The sequence below is a fragment of the Endozoicomonas sp. ALD068 genome, assembly GCF_049310145.1.
Lineage (GTDB): Bacteria > Pseudomonadota > Gammaproteobacteria > Pseudomonadales > Endozoicomonadaceae > Endozoicomonas_A.
The window spans coordinates 3,962,575-3,985,049 of the sequence record NZ_JBLYNU010000004.1; the positions used below are offsets into that span (position 1 = coordinate 3,962,575).

Genomic DNA, 22,475 nt, shown 5'->3' on the forward strand with positions numbered 1-22,475 from the left:
CATGAAGTGATCTATCATTCATTCTTTAAACCATCAGGCAAGGATAGAATTATTAAACATTCACTCTTTGCGGTAACGCTTCTACTGCTACTGTCATTATCTGTCTTCAGTCAGACCGAGCCTGGAACAGGACGTTTTATTGTCAGGATTGAACGGACAGCAGGTTATCAAAAACAAAACTTTTCTATAAAGCCTGACCGTCGCGCATTGTCGGGCACACCGTCAGACATTGCCGACACAATCAGCTTCGCAGGATCAGATTCGCTGCTTGATGACAAAGGAGACAGATTGGGTACTCACGGAGTAAAAACGCCCCATATCGAATCAATTTCCTGGCAACTGCTTTACGTCACGAATCTGCTGGCTTCTTTCGAGCCGATCCAGACCACCAAAGACGTCCTTCAAAGCCCTTATTCTCATCTATGTCTACCTGTAGAAATAGTTATCGCTGTCAGCTGGCTTTTAAAAGGCTGTTGGCCCCCTGATTCATCATTGTTTAACCCGATTGAACCACTGATCGAACAACAAGAAGCGAGTCAAAACCAGCCGTTTATGATCACCACTGTGATGATTGGCCCCGAACATCAGCAACAACAAAGTCAGCCATCAGATTCAACCCGCCAACAGTCTTCGGGTACGACCATTCCTTATAAAGGCTCTTTCACTCCTCCCATGAATTCTGGCTCTGGTGATGGTGAAGAAAATCCTCAACAACACTCACATACTTTCGGTTTCAATTGTTTCACCAATCCCTGTCATGGTATTTGTCTATTCCGACCATCATCCGATAATGGAGAACCCGATGAATGGCTAGTGAATTCCATAGCAAAATCATGCCCCCATTTGGCTGGTGGAAATTGCTTTAGTTGCATAGATCATTTTCATTCTCAAAACACCAAAGACTCCCGGGAAAGTTCGCATTTCGGAACACTGGATGATCTTTTTGACATTCAGCGTCATTACGACTTTGATCTGCTATTTGAGCTACCTACTCATGACACTGGCAGCCACTTTGCCAATAGCTGCAACCCTGAACAATCAGCAATTGCAGGGGACAATCATACAACGGCCCCTGACAGGCAAAAAATCTGCGACGCGATCGTGACTGGGAAAGATGGTCGGCAGCAGCCATGCCAGAAGGTCTGCAAGAATGCTCGAATTCTGTCATCTCACAAAGCCAGGGCGCACAATGGGCAAAGAACCTGCGAGGTAACAGTGTTCGGGAAAGATGGCCAGCCGCAGCCATGCGGGAAAGTCCTCAAAAATACTCAATCTCTTTCATCCCACAAAAACAGATACCACTCAGGGCAGAAGACCTGTGACGTATACGTGATCGGCGAGGATGGCCAGAAGCGGCCATGCGGGACGAACTGCAAGAACGCTCAAGTCCTGACGATTCACAAAAAACAACATCACACCGGACAACAAACCTGTAGCGTGTTGGTGGAGGGGATGAATAAGCAGCTGCAACAATGCGGGACGATCTGCTTGAATGCTCAGGCCCTGCAGATGCACAAAAGCAATCATCACTCCGAGCAAAAAACATGTAGGGTATTCATGGTTGGGGAGGACGGTCAGACGCGGTCATGCGGTAAGATCTTCAAGAATAATCGAGACCTGTGTAATCACAAAAAAAAAGATCACTCCAAGCAACAAACCTGTGACTTGACAGTGCAAGGGAAGAATGGCCAGCCGCAGCCATGCGGAAAAGTCTGTAAGAATGCCAAAGCCCTGACGGATCACAAAAGCAGAGGCCACAGCGGGCAACAAACCTGTGCCACAAAAGTGATCGGGAAAGATGGTCAAGCTCATCCATGTGGGAAGATCTGCAAGAATGCTCGTGTCCTCAGATATCACAAATTAAGCGCCCACACCAGCCAACAAACCTGTGAAGTAAAGGTAGTTGGGGAGAATGGTGAGCCGCAGCCATGCGGAAAAGTCTGCAAAAATGCCAAAGCTCTGACGGATCACAAAAGAAGACACCGTAAACGCAAACGTGCTGATGTCGATCAGGAGGATAAACTCGATCCCCGAACTGATACCCATATTTTCGTAAAATGATTTATCCTCTCTGTCTAATGAGTCGATTTCTCGGCAGTTGTTTTAAACCCTCTGTACTCTGGCTCTGGTGGCAGTAATGGAGGTCCTCAGGAACTCCTGCATGCAATGGGTTTATTGCTAATGTCCGGGAGTTTGCTCTCCAGCATAGATGATTTTGCAGACGTTAATCAGCTGCACGATTTAAATAGTCTTCTTGAAGAAATCTGGATTTCCATTACGCTTAACCATTCAGAAGCACAACCGAATCGTCACATTTGGGTCAGAGCCAACCTCATCTTTCTTGGGCTGACGCATTAAAGGTTTCGATAGGTGACAGTAATTGGAAAGGATGGCAGGCTGCGGCCATGGGGGACGATCGGTAAGAACCCTCGTGGTCCGGGGTGGTAGCTTTAATCCCTGGTCTGACCACCGCACCTTCATGAGGAAGACACAAAAAAATACTTATTTTCCTGACCTATCCTTCCTCTCTTTAAACCAGAAGACAAGGACGGAGTTATCAGACACTCACTCTCTGCGGCGCCGATTTTGCTGCTAATGTTGTCTGTCACTTCCCAGACCGAAATGTTGACAGACCGTTATAGTGTTGAACTTCAACAGCATGCAAGTTCTCCAAATCAGGGCTTTTCTATAAACTCTGTTACTAGTACACTGTCGTATTATATGTCAGACTTAGTCGATTTCAACGGCTATTCAACCTCAAGTTCGCCACCTGATGAAAAACGACACATATACACCACAAACCTGCTGGCTGCATGCAAACTGATCCTGACCATCAAAGAAGCTCCACAATACTCACCCTCTTATTCACGGTTTTCTGTAGAAGTGATTGTCGCTGTCGATTGGCTTTTAAAAAGCTATTGGAACTCCGACTCATCACTGTTTAAACCGATTGAGCACATGGCGTCTTTGACAATCATCACTGCAATGTTTGGCTCTGGACATAACACACCGCAATACCAGCCATCAGGATCATCTGGCCAGAGAGCCTCAAAGGCTGCTCGCCAGGACACAGATTATTCCACAAGTCTCTTATATTCTGGCTCTGGCAGCGGTAACGGCGGCCCTCAACAACACCTGCATACCATGGGTTTAAATTGTTACGTTTATCCTTGTCATGGTGTTTGTAGCTACCGACTCTCTGCTGATAGCAGAGAGTCAATTGAATGGCTGCCGAATTCTGATGTAAGTGCGACAGGCCACATGTGGGCAACTCCCCGACAGAGCTCATGTCCTCATATGCCCAGTGGCTACTGCCATCACTGTGTAAGCCATTTTAACCCTGTTAACGCTAAAGATTCCGCACAAAGATCGCTTATCGAACTATGGAATGATTTTTCTGACGTTCAACCCACCCTCTATTCTGGCCAACCATTTGAGTCTAATTCGCATGGCATTGGTTTCAACCCAGACGGGTCACTGAATAATGAAGTACCAATGCACAGGAATTTGCTCTCCAGCGTTGATAATTATGCGGCCATTGACAGACTTCCCGAGACAGATAGTTTTCTTGAAGAAGCCGGAATGTCCATTACGCTTAACCATTCGGCAACAGAACAAAAAAACACCGGATCACCCCAATTGAGTCAGAACCAACCTCACCTTTCTCAGACAGATGCATTACGAGTCCAGGTAGCAGAGAACGACTGCACTGGGCAGACAACTTGTGACGAGATCGTGTTCGAGGAGGATGGCCAGCAGCGACTATGCGGGAGGGCCTACAAGAATTACAAGTCTCTGGCATCTCACAAAAGCAGAATCCACACCGGGCAAAAAAACTGTTACATGGTTGTGGTCAATAAAGATGGCCAAACACAACCATGTGGGAAGGTCTTTAAGAATGCCGGCGCCCTGGCATGTCACAAAAACAGATACCACAACACGAAGCAAACCAGTATTGTTACTGTGATCGGGGAGGATGGCCAGCACCAGCTATGCGGCAAGCTCTACCCAACTGCCCACGCCATTTCGATTCACAAAAGAAGAGTCGAAAGGAAAAGAAATACCTGTAATGTGGCCCTGGTTTCAGAAGATGGCCTGCAGCGGCCGTGCGGGATGCTCTTCAAGAATGTTCAATCTCTGTCGGTTCACAAAAATAGATACCATACCGGGCAACAAGCCTGTGACGTGATCGTGGTCGGAGAGGGTGGCCTGCAGCGGCCATGCGGGATAGTCTGCAAAAATACTCTATCCCTGTCAGTTCACAAAAGTAGATACCACACCGGGCAAAAAACCTGTGACGTGACCATGATTGGAAAGAATGGCCTACAGCAACCGTGTGGGATGATCTTCAAGAATGCTCAATCTCTGTCGTCTCATAAAGGCAGAGCCCACAGTAAGCAAAAAAAAATTTGTGACGCGACCCTGGTCGGGGAAAATGGACTACAACGACAATGCGGGGTAGTCTGCAAAAATGCTCCATCTCTATCAGTACACAAAAGCAAATATCATCGCAGACAACAAACCTGTAACGAAATCGTGGTCGGGAAAAATGGCCAGCTGCGACCATACGGGAAATTATGCAAGAATGCTGGTGTCCTCCGGGATCACAAAAAAACACATCGAAAGCGCCAGTCTGTTGATGCGAATCAGGACAATGACTCCGATTCTCAAGAAGGCAAAGTAAACAAAGCAAAATGAATTAAATAACGATCTGATACTCATCCTCTCAAACACATTTATTTTCTTGATCTATCCTTCATCTCTGTGAACCATAATACAATGATAGAATTATTAAACACTCACTCTTTAAAACACTGCTGTTGTTACTTTCGCTATCTATCGTCTGTCAGGCAAAACCGTTGACAAGACGTACTGTTGTCGAGCTTGGACAAGATGCAGACTTTCCAAACCAGAGCTTTTCTATAAAGCTTAAGCTGAACACGTTGCCGGGTAGCCCTTCAGTCATTGCTGACAATAACAGCTATGAAAGACCAGATTCGCCGCCTGATAATAATCGACAAGAATCGTTCGGTTACGAAATAAAAACGGCCATCATTAACTTGAGTTCCTGGCAGTTGCTTTACGCTACTCACCTTCTGGTTGCGTTCGAACCGATCCTTACCACCAAAGACGCCCCTCCATGCGCCACCCCTTATTCATGGCTACTTGTAGAAGTGGTCATCACTGTCAACTGGCTTCTAAAGAACTATTGGAATCGCGACTTATTGCAGTTTAAGCCGATTAAACACCCAGCGACGTCTGCAGCCATCACTGCGATGTTTAGCCCAGGACACAATCCATCACAAACTCAACAATCAGAATCGTCCTGCCGGAAGCCCTCAAAGGCAGCTACCCACGCCAAAGGCTATTTCAATAGACTGCTATATTTTGGCTCTGCCGACGGTAACGGAGACCCAAAACAACAACTGCATACTATGGCTTTCAGTTGCTACGTCTATCCTTGTCATGGTGTTTGTAAATACAATCCATCTTACGCAACGACACTCGAACAAAGCTCATGCCCTCATCTGACCAGTGAATACTGCTATAGTTGCGTAAGTCATGTTAAACCTGTTAACGCTACAAATATCGAACAAGAATCGCTTTTCGAACTATGGAATGATCATTCTTACATTCAGCCCCTATTCGATTTTGACCAACTATCCGAGCCAAATCTGCATGACATTGATGTCAACCCGACCGAACCACCCGACCACGAATTACCAATGCCCGGGAGTCTGCTCTCCGGCATCGATAATTTCGCAAACAATAATCGGCCATTCTGTGTAAATAGTTTTCTCAAAGGTATAAGTATTCCCGTTAGGGTTAACCATTCAGAAACACAACAAAAAACCACCGAATCATCCCAATCGGATCAGAACCATCCTCATCTTTCTCAGACAGACGCAATCCAGTTGCAGCCAGCAATTAACGACCACACCAGGCAGATAGCTTGTAACGTGACCGTGGTTGAGGAGGGTAACCAGCCGCGACCATGCGGTGTAGTCTGCAAGAATGTCAAAGCTCTGAGATGTCACAAAAGCAAGTACCACACCGGGCAAAAAACCTGTGACATAACAGAGGTTGGGCAGGATGGCCTGAAGCGGCATTGCGGGACGGTCTGCAAGAATGCTCAATCCTTGTCGTCTCATAAAAGGAGAGCCCACAACCAGCAAAAACAAACCTGTGAAATGGGCGTGATTGGGGAGGATGGTCTGACACGGCCATGCGGGAGAGTCTGCAAAAATGCGCCGTCTCTGGCGGTTCACAAAAGCAGATACCATACCGGGCAACAAATTTGTGATGCAGCCGTGGTCGGGGGGGATGGCCAACAGTGGCCATGCGCGATGATCTGCAAGAATGCTCAAACCCTGTCGGATCACAAAAGAAGAGACCATAGCAGGCAAAAAGCCTGTGGCATAATAATGGTTGGGGACAATGGCCAGTGGAATATATGCGGCAAAATCTACAACAATCCTTATGCTCTGTCGGCTCACAAAAGAAAATATCACCCCAGGCAAAAAACCTGTTACGTGAAAGTATTCGGGCAGGATGGCCTGTCGCAGAGATGCGGGTTGGTCTGCAGCAGTGCTCTGGCCCTGTCATATCACAAAAAAACACATCGAAAACGCAGCACTTTTAATATCAGTGACGACAAGTAACTCAGCCCCTGATCTGACACTCCCCATTCCATAAAGTTGTGCCCCTTACAGCCTTAGTTTTTTAATAGAGTTTTTTAACATAAGGTCTTTGACAGATAAACACTCTTATTTTCTTGATCTATCCTTCCTCTCTGTAACCCGTAACACTAGGATAAAATTATTAAACACGCATCCCTTGTAACCCTGCACTTGCTGGTATTTTTCTTATCTGTCTTCTGTCAGGCTGAAACATTGACAAGACGTTTTATTGCCTTGCCTGAACAGGATACAGGTTTTCCAAATCAGAACTTTTCTATGAAAAATAACCGGCGTACTTTGTCAGGCAGCCCATCAGACATTGACGACACACCCAGCTACGCAGGATCTGATTCGCCGCAAGATCAAAAACGACACGAACCTGGCGGTTATAGAGTAAAAACGATAATCATTGAGTCGACTTCGTGGCAATGGTATTACGTCACTCATCTGCTGGTTGCTTTCGAACTGATCCAGACCAACAGAAACATCCCTCTAAGCTCTCACAGTTATTCATGGGTACCTGTAGAAGCGTTTTTCACGGTTGGTTGGCTTTTAAAAAGCTATTGGAACCACGGTTCACCGCTATTTAAACCAATTGAACAACAGGAGGCGACATCTGTGCTGACACAGGGGGATCAGTCGTTTGCGATCACCACCATGATGTCTGGCTCTGGACATCAACAACAAGGCCAGTCATCAGAATCATCTGTCCAGCAAGCTTCACATTTCTCCACCCTGCCTACAGACTATTTCACAGGTCTCATGTATTTTGACTCAAGCGGAGGCAGGGGGGGCTCTGGACTATACTCACACACCTTTGATCTAAATTGTTTCGTCCATCCATGTCGTGGCGTTTGTCACTTGCGATCATTACCCTTTCACCACTTATATTCTTTATACGGTTTTTTTGGTTTATCCGATTCATCTGACTCATCTGACTCATCTGACTCATCCGATTCATCTGACTCATCTGACTCATCTGACTCATCTGACTCATCTGACTCATCTGACTCATCTGACTCATCTGACTCATCTGACTCATCCGATTCATCTGACTTATCCGATAGCGAAGAGCTGAATTCCGAAGAAAGTTCGACAGGGCACGCAGAATATAATTGCAACTATATGGACGGGGTCGCATCACAGTCAGTAGATGCAGAGAAGAACGATAGAATTGGCCCTGCCGGGCAGGTCATCTGCAACCTGATAGTGGTTGGGGAGGACGGCCGACAGAAGCTATGCAGGAAAGTCTGTGAGAATACTCGATCCCTGTCGTCTCACAAAAGCATATACCACTCCGGGAATAAAATCTGTAACTTTACAGTGACCGGGAAGGATGGTCAGAAGCAGCCATGCGGGTCAGTCTTCAAGAATGCTAAATCTTTATCATCACACAAAAGCAGATATCACTCCGGACAGAAAATCTGTAAAGCGATCATTGTCGGGAAGGACAGTCAGAAGCGGCCATGCGGGGTTGTCCTAAAAAATGCTCAATCACTGTCTGTACACAAAAGCAGATACCACAGCGGCCAAAAAATCTGTAGGTTCACCGTGTTTGAGGCGAACAAGCAGCCGCGACCCTGTGGAAAACTCTGCAAGAATGCTAAGGCCCTCTGGGATCACAAAGGAAAATACCACTCCGGGCAAAAAACCTGTAACTCTAAATTGATCGGGGAGGATGGTCAGCAGAAACTGTGCCTGATGACCTTCAGAAATTCCAGAGTCCTGTTGGATCACAAAAACAGATACCACTCAGAGCAAAAAAGCTGTGACTTCACTGTGTTCGCAGAGGATGGCCAGCCACAGCCATGCGGGAAGATCTGCAAGAATACCAGAGTCCTGCTTGATCACAAAAGAAAAGAGCACACTGGACAAAAAACCTGCGACTTGACATGGGTCGGGGAGGATGGCCAGCCGCGTTCATGCGGGAAGCTATGCAAGAATGCTAAAGCCCTGTCGGATCACAAAAGCAAACAACACAGCAGGCAAAAAATCTGTGGCGTAACCATTTTCCCAGAGCACAGCCGACCTCGGGCATGCGGGAAGATCTGCAAGAGTTCTCAGGCCCTGTCAGCTCACAAAACCAGAGCCCACAGCGGGCAACGAACCTGTGACCGGACCGTGATCGGTGAAGATGCTCGTCCACGCCCGTGCGGAGAGGTCTGCAAGAGTTCCAGAGCCCTGTCAGATCACAAAAGAGACAAGCACACAGGGCAACAAACCTGTTACGCGACCGTGGTCGGAGAGGATGGTCGGCAGCGACCATGCGGGAAGGTATTCAAGAATGCTCGAACCCTTTCGAATCACAAAAGAATACACCGTAAACGCATGCCTGTTAATGTGAACCTGGACAATGACCTCATTCCTTGAACTGATAACCCCCCTCTTAGAGGGAAAGACAAAACAATAAACTTATTTCTTGATCTATCCTTCCTCTCTGTAAATCAGAAGACAGGGATAGAATTATTAAACACTCACTTTTTTTGGTACTGCTATTGCTGTCGTTGTCTGTCATCTGCCAGGCTAAGCCGTTAACAAGGTGCTTTGTTATCGAACTTGAACAGAATGCAGATTTTTCAAACCAGAACTTTTTTATAAAGCTTGACCGACGAACATTGTCAGACAACCCGTCTGACATTGCCGAGACTAATGGCTGTATAGAACCCGGTTCACCGCCTGATAAAAAACGACACAAACCTGACATTTACGGTATAAAGACGCCCCTGATTGAGTCGATTTCCTGGCAATGGCTATACGCTACGAATCTGCTGGTTGTTTATGAACTGATCCTGAACACCAAAGACACCTTTCAATGCCCAACCCTGTATTCATCGCTACCTCTGGAAGCGGCCATCACTGTCGGCTGGCTTTTAAAAAACTATTGGAACCTCGACTCACTGCGGTTTAACCCAATTGAACAACAAGAGGCGAATCAAAATCACCCGTTTGCCATTACCACTATGATGGCTGGCTCTAAACAGAATCAACCTCAATATCAGCCATCACAATTATCCGGTCAGCATACCCCAAAGGCCAGTACTCATATTACAGGCTATTTCACCAGCCTTCTGTATTCTGACTCTGGCAGTGGTAATGAAGACCCTCAACAATACCTGCACACTCTGGGTTTAAATTGTTTTATCTATCCCTGTAACGGTGTTTGTCGATTCCGACAATCTTCCGATCCGTCCAATAGCGTAAACGGGGTCGACTCAGAATCAATGGTTGCAGGCGCAGCCGATACAACTCCCCCCGTCAGAAAGACAACCTGCAATGTGATCCTGATCGGAAACGATGGCCAGTTGCGACAATGTGGGAAGTTTTTAAAGAATAAAAAATCACTTTGGACTCACAAAAAAAAATGCCATACCGGGCAAGAAACCTGTGACGTAACATTATCAGGAGAAGATGACCAGCCGCGCCCCTGTGGAATGGTCTGCAGTAATGCCAAAAAATTGGCATCTCACAAAAAGAGATTCCATAGTGGGCAACAAACCTGTAACTTGACCGTGCTCGGGGAGAATGACCAGCTGCAGCCTTGCGGGAGGGTCTTCAAGAATACACAAACACTCTTATCTCACAGAAGGAACATCCATTCCGGGCGACAAACTTGTGAAATAACCATGGTCGGGGAGGATGGCCAGCCACAGCCTTGCGGGAAAGTCTACAAGAATATTCAAGCCCTGTCGTATCATAAAAGAAGCATACACAGCGGGCAACACATCTGTAATGAAAAGGTTGTCGGGAAGGATGGCCAGCCATGGCCGTGCGGGGAGATCTGCAAGAGTGCTCAAGCCCTGTCGAATCACAAAGCCAGATCCCACACCGGGCAAAAAACCTGTAACGTGGCCGTGGTCGGGGTGAATGGCCAGCTACAGCCTTGCGGGAAGGTCTTCAAGAATGGACGATCACTGTCATGTCACAGAAGGTGCATCCACAGCGGGCAAAAAACCTGTGACTTGACCGTGCCCGGGGAAAATGACCGACCACAACCATGCGGGACGCCCTGCAAGAATGCTCAGGCCCTTCGGGATCACAAAAGAAAAGCTCACACCGGACAACAAACCTGTGACTTGACCGTGCTCGGGGAGAATGACCAGCTGCAGCCTTGCGGGAAGGTCTTCAAGAATACACAATCACTGTCATCTCACAGAAGATGCCACCATTCCGGGCGACAAACTTGTGGAATAACCATGGTCGGGGATGATGGCAAGCCACGGCCTTGCGGGAAAGTCTACAAGAATATTCAAGCCCTGTCGTATCACAAAAGAAGCATGCACAGCGGGCAACTCATCTGTAATAAAAGCGTTGTCGGGGAGGATCGCCAGCCATGGCCGTGCGGGAAGACCTGCAAGAGTGCTCAAGCTCTGTCGGATCACAAAGCCAGATACCACACCGGGCAAAAAACCTGTAATGAGGCCGTGATCGGGGTGGATGGCCAAACATGGTCGTGCGGGAAAATCTGCAAGAGCGTCAGAGCACTGTCGGATCACAAAAGAATACATCGAAAACGCAAGCCCGTTGCTAATTACCGGAACAATGACCCCACTCATTGAACTGCCCCCTCTTTGATGAGGAAATCAACACACTTATTTTCTTGATCTATCCTTCCTCTCTGTAAATCAGAAGACAGGGATAGAATTATTAAACGTTCACTCTTTTCGGTATTGCTGTTGCTGTTGCTGTTGTTGTCTGTCATCTGCCAAGCTAAGACGTTAACAAGGTGCTTTGTTATCGAGCTTGAGCAGAATTCAGATTTTTCAAACCAGAACTTTTGTATAAAACTTGACCGACGAGCATTGTCAGACAACCCGTCTGACATTGCCGTTACTAGTGGCTGTATAGAACCCGGTTCACCGCCTGATAAAAAACGACAAAAACCTGACATTTACGGTATAAAAACGGTCCTGATTGAGCCGATTTCCTGGCAATGGCTATACGCTATGAATCTGCTGGTTGCTTATGAACTGATCTTGATCACCAAAGACACCTTTCAATGCCCAACCCTTTATTCATTGCTACCTCTGGAAGCGGCCGTCACCGTCGGCTGGCTTTTAACAAGCTATAGGATCGGCTCATCGCTGTTTAACCCAATTGAACAACAAGAGGCGAATCAAAATCACCCGGTTGCGATCACCACTATCATGGCTGGCGCTGAACATAATCAACCTCAATTTCAGCCATCACAATCATCCAGTCAGCATACCCCACAGGCCAGTACTCATATTACAGGCTATTTCACCAGCCTTCTGTATTCTGACTCTGGCGGCGGTAATGAAGACCCTCGACAATATCAGCATACTCTGGGTTTAAATTGTTTTATCTATCCCTGTAACGGTGTTTGTCGATTGCGACAATCTTCCGATCCGTCCAATAGCGTAAACGGGGTCGCCTCAGACGAGGTCGCCTCAGACGAGGTCGCCTCAGACGGGGTCGCCTCAGACGGGGTCGCCTCAGACTCGATGGCTGCAGGGGCAGTCGATACGACTCCCCTGGTCGGACAAACAACCTGCAACATAATCCTGATCGGAGATGATGGCCAGCTGCGACAATGTGGAAAGTTATTAAAGAATAAAAAAGTACTTTGGTCTCACAGAAGCAAATACCATACTGGGCAAAAAACCTGTGACCTAACATTATTCGGTGAAGATGGCCAGCCGCGCCGCTGCGGGAAGGTCTACAAAAGTGCTCAAGCCTTTTCTGAACATAAAAGCAGAATCCACAGTGGAAAAAAAACCTGTGATGTGACAGAAGTGTCGAAGGATGGTCAGCATCGACCATGCGGTAAGGTCTGCAAAAATTCCACAGCCCTGTCGAATCACAAAAGAATAGCTCACTCGGGACAACAAACCTGTGATGCCAACCTGGTTGGGGAGGATGGCCAGCTATACCCATGCGGGAAGCTCTGCAAGAATGCTAAAACCCTGTCGAATCACAGAAACCAATATCACACCGGGCAAAAAACCTGTGACGTAAAAGTCGTCGGAGACGATGGTCAGCCTCAGCCATGTGGAATGGTCTGTCAGAATGCTAAAGTTCTGTCGGATCACAAAAACAACTTCCACACCAGTCAACAAAGTTGTGATGCGAGCGTGGTTGGGGACGACGGCCAGCAACGGCTCTGCGGGAGGGTCTACGGGAGTGTTCGATCTCTGTCGGTTCATAAAAGCAACAGCCACACCGGACAAAAAACCTGTGCCGTAACAGTAATTGGTGAGGATGGCCAGCCAGGGCCGTGCGGATTGGTCTGCAAGAATCTTAAAGCCCTGTCGAATCACAAAGCCAGATATCACAGCAAGGAAAAAACCTGCAAGGAGACCGTGTTCGGGTTAGATAGTCAACCGCGGCCGTGCGGGAAAGCCTGCAAGAATGTCAAAGCCCTGTCGGACCACAAAAGACAACACCGTAAACGCAAGCCTGTTAGAGTGAACCGGGACAATGACCTCAGTCCTTGAACTGATAACCGCCCCCTTAATGGGAAAGACAAACAAACACACTTATTTTCTTGATCTATCCTTCCTCTCTGTAAACCAGAAGACAGAGACAGAATTATTAAACACTCACTCTTTGCGGCACTTCTGTTACTGTCGTTGTCTGTCATCTGCCAGGCTAAACCGTTAACAAGGTGCTTTGTTATCGAGCTTGAACAGAATGCAGATGTTTCAAACCAGAACTTTTTTATAAAGATTGACCGAGGGACATTGTCAGGCAACCCGTCTGACATTACCGATACAAACGGCTTTAAAGAACCCGGTTCACCACCTGATAAAAAACGACACAAACTTTACATTTACGGTATGAAAACGACCCTGATTGAGTCGATTTCGTGGCAATGGCTACAGGCTACGATTATGCTGATTGCTCATGAACTGACCCTGACCACCAAAGACACCTTTCAATGCCCAACCCTTTGTTCATGGCTACCTCTGGAAGCGGTTATCGCTGTTGGCTGGCTTTTAAAAAACTATTGGAACCCCGATTCACCGCTGTTTAACTCAATTGAACAACAAGAGGAGAATCAAAATCACCCGTTTGCCATTGCCACTATGATGCCTGGCTCTGAACAGAACCAACCCCAATATCGGCCATCACAATCATTGGATCAGCATACCCCACAGGCGACTGCTCATATTACAGGCTATTTCACCAGCCTCCTGTATTCTGACTCTGGCAGCGGTAATGAAGACCCTGAACAACACCTGCACACTTTGGGTTTATATTGTTTTATCTATCCTTGTAACGGTGTTTGTCGATTTCGACAATCTTCTGATCCATCCAATAGCGTAAACGGGGTCGCCTCACACGGGGTCGCCTCAGACCCAATGGTTGCATGGGCAGCCGATACAACTCCCCCTGTCGGACAAGTAACCTGCAACGTGATCCTGATCGGAGATGATGGTCAGCCGCGCCAATGTGGGAAGGTGGTAAAGAATAAAAAAGTATTTTGGTCTCACAAATACAAATACCATACCGGGCGAAAAACCTGTGGTTTAACATTATTAGGAGAAGATGACCAGCCGCGCCGCTGTGGGAAAGTCTGCAAAAGTGCTCAAGCCTTGTCTGAACATAAAAGCAAAGTCCACAGTGGGAAAAAAACCTGTGACTTAATAGAAGTAGCGGAGGATGGCCAGCTGCGACCATGCGGCAAGATCTACAAAAGTGCACAACTCCTCTCGACTCACAAAACCAAATACCACACCGGGCAAAAAGCCTGTGACGTGGCAGTAGTCGGCGAGGATGACCAGGTGCGGCCATGCGGGGTGGTCTGCAGTAATGCCAAAAAATTGGCCTCTCACAAAAAGAGAGTCCATATCGTGCAACAGATTTGTAATGCGACAGTGGTCAGAAAGGATGGCCAGCCGCGACCATGTGGGAGAATCTGCAAAAATCCTAAAGCCATGTCGGAGCACAAAAGCAAATTCCACAGTGGGCAACGAACCTGTACTGCGACCGTTATCGGGGAAGATGGCCAGCAACGACCGTGTGGGGAGATCTGCAAGAGTGCGCGGAGCCTGTCGTATCACAGAAGCAAATACCACACCGGGCAAAAAACCTGTGACCTGACAATAATCAGTGAGGATGGCCAGCTAAGGCTATGCGGATTGGTTTGCAAGAATATTCAAACCCTCTGGACTCACAAAAGGTATGTCCATAACACACAGAAAACCTGTGATGCCATGGTGGTTGGGAAGGATGGCCAGCTGCAGCCTTGCGGAAAGATCTTCAAGAACGCAGATTCACTGCCATCTCATAAAAGCGCCTACCATTCCGGGCAACGAACCTGTGAAATAACCATGATCGGAGAGGATGGCCAGCCAAGGCCATGCGGGAAAGTCTGCAAGAATATTCCAGCCCTGTCGTATCACAAAAGAAGCGTGCACAGCGAACAACAAGTCTGTAATGAAACCGTGGTCGGCGAGGGCGGCCAACTGCGGCCATGCGGGAAGGTCTTCAAGAATGCAAATTCACTGTCATCTCACAGAAGCGCGATCCATAACGGGCAAAGAACCTGTGAAATAACCATGATCAGAGAGGATGGCCAGCCACGGCCATGCGGGAAAGTCTGCAAGAATATTCCAGCCCTGTCGTATCACAGAAGAAGCGTGCACAGCGAGCATCAAGCCTGTAATGAGACCGTGGTCGACGAGGGCAGCCAGCCGCGGCCCTGCGGGAAGACCTGCAAGAATGCTCAAGCCCTGTCGAATCACAAAAACCAATATCATACCGGGCAAAAAACCTGTGATGTAAGAGTCGTCGGGGAGGATGGCCAGCCACGGCCATGTGGAGTGTTCTGTCAGAATGCTAAAACTCTGTCGAATCACAAAGCCAGATACCACAGCGAGGAAAAAACCTGCAAGGAGACCGTGGTCGGGTTAGATGGTCAACTGCGGTCGTGCGGGCAGATCTGCAAGAGTGGCAGAGCCCTGTCGGACCACAAAAGAAAACACCGAAAACGCAAGGCTGTTAATGTGAACCGAGACAATGTCCTCACTCCCTGAACTGTGCCGCCTTTCATGAGGAAGCCACAAAAACACACTTATTTTCTTGATCTATCCTTCCTCTCTGTAAACCAGAAGACAGGGACAGAATTATTAAACACTCACTCTTTGCAGCACTTCTGTTACTATCGTTGTCTGTCATTTGCCTGGCTAAACCGTTAACAAGACGCTTTGTTATTGAACTTGAACAGAATGCAGATTTTTCAAACCAGAACTTTTTTATACAGCTTGACCGAATAACATTGTCAGGCAACCCGTCTGATATTGCCGATACAAACAGCTATGCGGAACCTGATTCAGCGCCTGATAAAAAACGACACAAACCTGACAATGACGGGATGAAAACCACCTTTCAATACCCAACCCTTTATTCATGGCTACCTCTGGAAGCGGCCATCACTGTCGGCTGGCTTTTAAAAAGCTACTGGAGCCTCGAATCACCGCTGTTTGACCCAATTGAACAACAAGAGGCGAATCAAGATTACCCGTTTGCCATTACCACTATGATGCCTGGCTCTGAACAGAGCCAACCTCAATATCAGCCATCACAATCATCGGGGCAGCATACCTCACAGGCCACTCATCCTATTACAGGCTATTACACCAGGCTTCTGCATTCTAACTCTGGCAGAAGAGATGAAGACCCTGAACCAGACCTGCATACTTTGGGTTTAAATTGTTTTATCTATCCCTGTAACGGTGTTTGTCGATTTCGACAATTTTCCGATCCATCCGATAACGTGAACGGGGTCGCCTCAGACGGGGTCGCCTCAGAGTCAATGGTCACAGGGGCAGCCTATACAACTCCCCCTGTCGGACAGGTAATCTGTAACGTGATCCTGATCGGAGATGATGGCCAGCTGCGACAATGTGGGAAAGCTTTAAAGAATAAAAAAATACTTAGGTCTCACAAAAGCAAATACCACACTGGGCAAAAAACCTGTGACGTGACATTATCAGGAGAAGATGACCAGCGACGCCCCTGTGGGAAGGTCTACAAAAGTGCTCAGGCTTTGTCTGAACATAAAAGCAAAGTCCACGCCAGAAAAAAAACCTGTGACTTAACAGAAGTAGGGGAGGATGGCCAGCCGCGAACATGCGGGAAGACCTACAACGGTGCACAAGCCCTCTCAATTCACCAAACCAAATACCACACCGGGCAAAAAACCTGTGAAGTAACCGTGGTCGGGAAAGATGGCCAGCCGCAGCCGTGCGGGAAGGTCTGCAGTAATGCAAAAAAATTGGCATCTCACAAAAAAAGAGTCCACAGCGGGGAACAAACCTGCAATACGACCGTGATCAGTGAGGATGGCCAGCCGCGAACATGTGGGAAAATCTGCAAGAGTCCTAAAGCCCTGTCAGAGCACAAAAGCAAGTTCCACAGTGGACAAAGAACCTGTAACGTGACAGAGACAGGAGAAGATGGCCAGTCACGACCCTGCGGAATGGTCTGCCCGAATGCTATAACCCTCTTGAGACACAAAAAAAGAACCCACGGTGGGCAACGAACCTGTGCTGCGACCGTTACAGGGGAAGATGGCGAGCAGCGACCGTGTGGGAAAATCTACAAGAGTGCGCAGAGCCTGTTAAATCACAAAGGCAAATGCCACACAGGGCAAAAAACCTGTGTCTTTAAAGTCGTCGGGGAGGATGGCCAGTTATGGCCATGTGGATTGGTCTGCAAGAATGCTCAAGCCCTTTGGACTCACAGAAGGTACGTCCACACCAGAGAGCAAACCTGTGATGCCAACGTAGTTGGGGAGGATGGCCAGCTGCACCGATGCGGAAGGGTCTGCAAGAGTGTGCAGAGCCTGTCGAATCACAAAAACGCATACCACACCGGGCAAAAAACCTGTAACGTAAAAGTCATCGGGGAAGACGGCCGGCCACGGCCATGTGGAATGGTTTGTCAGAATGCTAAAGTCCTGTCGAATCACAAAGGCAACTTCCACACCAGTCAACGAATTTGTGAAGCGAGCGTGTTTGGAGAGGACGGCAAGCAGCGGCGATGCGGGAAGGTCTTCAGAAGTGCTCAATCTCTGTCGGTTCATAAAAGCAACAACCACACCGGGCAAAAAACCTGCCACTTAACCGTGCTCGGGGAAGATGGACTGCCACAACCATGCGGGGCTATCTGTAAGACTGCTCAGGTCCTGTTGAAGCACAAAAAAATGGCTCACACTAGCCAACAAACCTGTGACCTGGCTATGCCGGGGAAGAATGGCCAGCTGCAGTCTTGTGGGAAGGTCTTCAAGAATGCACAATCACTGTCATCTCACAGAATCACCATCCATTCCGGGCGAAAAACCTGTGAAATAACCATGATCAGTGAGGATGGTCAGTCAAGGCTATGCGGGAAAGTCTGCAAGAATATTCAAGCCCTGTCGTATCACAGAAGAAGCGTGCACAGCAAGCAACAAGTCTGTAATGAAACCGCAGTCGCCGAGGACGGCCAGCCGCAGCACTGCGGGGAGGTCTGCAAAGATGTCAAAGCCCTGTCGGACCACAAAAGAAAACACCGTAAACGCAAGCCTGTTAATGTGAACCGGGACAATGACCTCGCTCCTTGAACTGATAACCGCCCTCTCAGTGAGAAAAGCAAAAAATACAGTTATTTCTTGATCTATCCTTCCTCTCTGTAAATCAGAAGACAGGGATAGAATCATTAAACACTCACTCTTTGCGGCACTGCTGTTACTGTCGTTGTCTGTCGTCTGCCAGGCTAAACCGTTAACGAGACGCTTTGTTATCGAGTTTGAACAGAATGCAGATTTTTCAAACCAGAACTTTTTTATAAAGCCTGACCGACAAATATTGTCAGACAACCCCTCTGACTTTGACAATACAAACGGCTATACAAAATCCGGTTCACCGCCTCATAACAAACGCCACAAAACTGACATATACGGGATCAAAACAACCCTGATTGAGTCTATTTCCCGGCAATGGCTAGACATTACCAATCTGCTGGTTGCTTATGAGCTGATCCTGACCACCAAAGACACCTTTCAATGCCCAACCCTTTATTCATGGCTACCTCTGGAAGCGGTTATCACTGTCGGCTGGCTTTTAAAAAACTATTGGAACCCCTTCTCACCGTTGTTTAATCCAATTGAACACCAGGAGGCGAATCAAAATCACCCGTTTGCAATCACCACTCTGATGCCCGGCTCTGAACAGAACCAACCTCAATATCAGCCAACACAATCATCGGGTCAGCATGCCCCACAGGCCACTACCTGTGTTACAGGCTATTACACTAGCCCTCTGCATCCCGACTCTGGCAGCGGTAATCAAGACCCTGAACAAGACCTGCATACTTTGAATTTAAATTGTTTTGTCCATCCCTGTAACGGTGTCTGTCGATTTCGACAATCTTCCGATCCATCCAATGAGGTAAATGAGGTCGCCTCAGAACCAATGGCTGCAGGGGCAGCCAATACAACTCCCCCGGTCGGACAAGCAACCTGTAACGTGATCCTGATCGCAGATGATGGCCAGCTGCGACAATGTGGAAAGGTCTTCAAGAATAAAAAAGTACTTTGGTCTCACAAAAGCAAATACCATACCGGGCAAAAAACCTGCGACATAACATTAGTCATCAAGAATGGCCAGCCGCGCCTCTGTGGGAAGGTCTGCGAGAACGCTCAAGCCCTGTCGAATCACAAAATCTCTTGCCACTCCGGGCAAAAAACCTGTGTCGTGATTGTGTTCGGGGAGGATGGTCAGTCAAGGCCATGCGGAATGGTCTTCATGAATGCCGCAGCCCTGTCGAGTCATAAAAGGAGCGTCCACTGCAGCTTAAAAACCTGCGATGCCAACCTGGTTGGTGAGGATGACCAGCTTTACCCATGTGGGAAGGTCTGCAAGAGTGCACAAGCCCTGTCGTGTCACAAATACAGATACCACAGCGGGCAAAAAACCTGTCGCGTAAGAGTCTTCGGGGAAGATGGTCAGCCAAGGCCATGCGGATTGCTCTGCAAGAATTCCGGAGCCCTGCTCAATCACAAAAACAGCGTTCATGCTGAGCATAAAACCTGTGATGCGGCGGTGATCGGCGAGGATGGTCAGCTAAAGCCTTGCGGGAAGGTCTTCAAGAATCCACAATCACTGTCATCTCACAGAAGGTGTATCCACAGCGGGCAAAAAACCTGTGACTTGACCGTATTTGGGGAGGATGAGCAACCACAACCATGCGGGACGCTCTGCAAGAATGCTCAGGCCCTTCGGGATCACAAAAGGCTCGTTCACACCAGACCACAAACCTGTTATGCCAACGTGGTTGGGGAAGATGGCCAGCTGTACCCATGCGGGAAGCTCTGCAAGAATACTCAAGCCCTGTCGACTCACAGAAACCAATACCACAGCGGGCAAAAAACTTGTAACGTGACAATCGTCGGGGAGGATGGACAGCTGCGGCCATGTGGAGTGGTCTGCAATAACGCCAAAAAATTGTCCTCTCATAAAAGCAGAGTCCACAGCGGGCAACAAATCTGTTATACGACCATGGTAGGAGAAGATGGCGAGCTGCGTTCATGCAGGAAGGTCTGCAAAAGCACTCAAGACCTGTACGTGCACAAAAGCACAGTTCACACCGGACAGAAAATCTGTAACCTGACACTAGTCGGGGAGGATCGACAGCCACGGCCATGCGGAGTGGTCTGCCAGAATGCCAGGGCCCTTTCGAATCACAAAAGAATACATCGAAAACGCAAGCCTGTTGATTGGGACCGGAACGGTGACCTCACTCCTTGAACTGCCCCCCTTTCATGAGGAAGCCACAAAAGCACACTTATTTTCTTGATCTATCCTTCCTCTCTGTAAATCAGAAGACAGGGATAGAATTATTAAACACTCACTCTTTGCGGCACTTCTGTTACTATCGTTGTCTGTCATCTGCCAAGCTAAACCCTTGACAAGATGCTTTGTTATCGAGCTTGAACAGAATGCAGATTTTTCAAACCAGAACTTTTTTATAAAGCTTGACCAAGGAACATTGTCAGGCAACCCGTCTGACATTTCCGGTACAAACGGCTATAAGGAACCCGATTTACCTCCGGATAAAATACGACATATACCTGACAATTACGGGATGAAAACCACCTTTCAATACCCAACCCCTTATTCATGGCTACCTCTGGAAGCAGTTCTCACTGTCAGCTGGCTTTTAAAAAACTATCGCAACACCTACTCACAGTTATTTAATCCCGGTAAACAACAAGAGGCGAATCCTGACCACCCGTTTGCCATCACCTCTCTGAGGCCCGGCTCTGAACAGGACCAAACGCAATATCAGCCAACACAATACCAGCCAACACAATCATCGGGTCAGCTTCCCCCGCAGGCTACTACTCATGTTACAGGCTATTTCACCAGCCTCCTGTATTCTGACTCTGGCAGCGGTAATGAAGACCCTGAACAACAACTGCATACTTTGAATTTAAATTGTTTTATCCATCCCTGTAACGGTGTCTGTCGATTTCGACAATCTTCAGATTCATCCAATAGCGGAACGCCTGTTTGTGAAAAAAGTTCAACAGACAACACTGGATCACCCCCCGTATCAGACTCATACCCTCATTGGGCCGATACAACGGCCCCTACCGGAGAGGCAACCTGCAGCGTGATCCAGGTCGGAGATGATGGTCAGGTGCGGCAATGCAGCAAGGTATTTCAGAATAAACACAAGCTGTCGCTTCACAAAGGCAAATACCATACCGGGCAAAAAACCTGTGTCGAAACATTATTCGGAAAAGATGGCCAGCTACGACCCTGTGGTAAGGTCTTCAAAAGCGGTCAAGCCTTGTCTGGACATAAAAGCAAAGTCCACAGTGGAAAAAAAACCTGTGATGTAACAAAAATCGGTGAGGATTGCCAGCCTGGGCCATGCGGATTGGTCTTCAAAAATTCCAGAGCCCTGTCAAGTCACAAAAGGTGCGCTCACACCAGGCAAAAAACCTGTGATGCCAACCTGATTGGGGAGTATGGCCTGCTGCATCCATGCGGGAAGGTCTGCAAGAATGCTCAAGCCCTGTCGAGTCACAAATACAAATACCACAGCGGGCAAAAAATCTGTAACCTGAGAGTCGTCGGGGAGTATGGCCAGCCACGGCCATGCGGGATGATTTGCCAGAATGCCGGAGTCCTGTCGACTCACAAAAGCAACTTCCACAAGGGGCAACGTAGTAGCTGTGATGTGAACGTGCCTGGGCAGGACGGCCAGCTGCGACCATGTGGGAAGGTCTTCAGGAATGTTCAATCTCTGTCGGCCCATAAAAGCAGCATCCACAGCGGGCAAAAAACCTGTCACTTGACCGTACCCGGGGAGGACGAGAAACCACAACCATGCGGGACGATCTGCAAGAATGCCCAGGCCCTGTCGGATCACAAAAGAAGAGCTCACACCGGACAACAAAGCTGTGACTTGCCCATGCTCTGTGAGGATGGCCAGCTGAGGCCGTGCGGGAAGAGCTACAAGAGTGCAAAAAGCCTCCTGGATCACAAACACAAGTATCACAGCGGGCAAAAAATCTGTATGGAAATCGTGATCGGGGTGGATGGACAGCCATGCCAGTGCGGGAAGGCCTGCAAGAATGCTAGAGCCCTGTCTGATCACAAAGCCCAATGCCACTCCGGGAAAAAAACCTGTAAGGAGGCCTTGGTCGGGATGGATGGCCAACTGCGGTCGTGCGGGAAGATCTGCAAGAGTCTCAAAGCCCTGACGGATCACAAAAGAATGCATCGAAAACGCAAACCTGCTAATGCGAATCAGGACAATGACCCCACTCCTTGAGCT

The 22,475-nt window shown here is 48.1% G+C and carries 10 protein-coding genes; all 10 read left to right on the forward strand.

Going from position 1 to position 22,475, the window contains the following annotated elements; genetic code table 11:
- The first annotated feature begins 6 nt into the window (after positions 1 to 6).
- The 10 genes from ACO6V5_RS14065 (at position 7) to ACO6V5_RS14110 (ending at position 22,472) form a co-directional block, all read left to right on the forward strand.
- The gene (locus ACO6V5_RS14065; RefSeq protein WP_422409147.1) at positions 7 to 2,061 is read left to right on the forward strand and encodes a hypothetical protein; all 2,055 of its coding nucleotides are present in this window, start codon (positions 7 to 9) and stop codon (positions 2,059 to 2,061) included.
- A 660-nt stretch (positions 2,062 to 2,721) separates the two neighbouring features.
- Entirely contained in the window at positions 2,722 to 4,698 is a 1,977-nt protein-coding gene (locus ACO6V5_RS14070) for a hypothetical protein (RefSeq protein WP_422409149.1), read from the forward strand.
- A 161-nt stretch (positions 4,699 to 4,859) separates the two neighbouring features.
- Entirely contained in the window at positions 4,860 to 6,662 is a 1,803-nt protein-coding gene (locus ACO6V5_RS14075) for a hypothetical protein (protein ID WP_422132445.1), read from the forward strand.
- Between the two features lie 231 nt (positions 6,663 to 6,893).
- The gene (locus ACO6V5_RS14080) at positions 6,894 to 9,050 is read left to right on the forward strand and encodes a hypothetical protein (protein ID WP_422409151.1); all 2,157 of its coding nucleotides are present in this window, start codon (positions 6,894 to 6,896) and stop codon (positions 9,048 to 9,050) included.
- 134 nt (positions 9,051 to 9,184) lie between these two features.
- Positions 9,185 to 11,236: a hypothetical protein gene (locus ACO6V5_RS14085; RefSeq protein ID WP_422409153.1), complete on the forward strand. Its 2,052-nt coding sequence runs from the start codon at positions 9,185 to 9,187 to the stop codon at positions 11,234 to 11,236.
- Positions 11,237 to 11,368: 132 nt separating this feature from the next.
- Complete coding sequence (locus ACO6V5_RS14090) at positions 11,369 to 13,135, forward strand: hypothetical protein (RefSeq protein WP_422409155.1); 1,767 nt, start codon at positions 11,369 to 11,371, stop codon at positions 13,133 to 13,135.
- Between the two features lie 135 nt (positions 13,136 to 13,270).
- Entirely contained in the window at positions 13,271 to 15,679 is a 2,409-nt protein-coding gene (locus ACO6V5_RS14095; RefSeq protein WP_422409157.1) for a hypothetical protein, read from the forward strand.
- A gap of 131 nt (positions 15,680 to 15,810) precedes the next feature.
- Positions 15,811 to 18,249, forward strand: coding sequence for a hypothetical protein (locus ACO6V5_RS14100; RefSeq protein WP_422409158.1), 2,439 nt, complete (start codon positions 15,811 to 15,813; stop codon positions 18,247 to 18,249).
- 133 nt (positions 18,250 to 18,382) lie between these two features.
- A complete protein-coding gene (locus ACO6V5_RS14105; protein WP_422140049.1) occupies positions 18,383 to 20,434 on the forward strand; it encodes a hypothetical protein in 2,052 nt (683 codons plus the stop codon).
- A gap of 157 nt (positions 20,435 to 20,591) precedes the next feature.
- Positions 20,592 to 22,472 (forward strand): hypothetical protein, encoded by a 1,881-nt coding sequence (locus ACO6V5_RS14110; protein ID WP_422140048.1) that lies wholly within the window; start codon positions 20,592 to 20,594, stop codon positions 22,470 to 22,472.
- Positions 22,473 to 22,475: the final 3 nt, after the last annotated feature.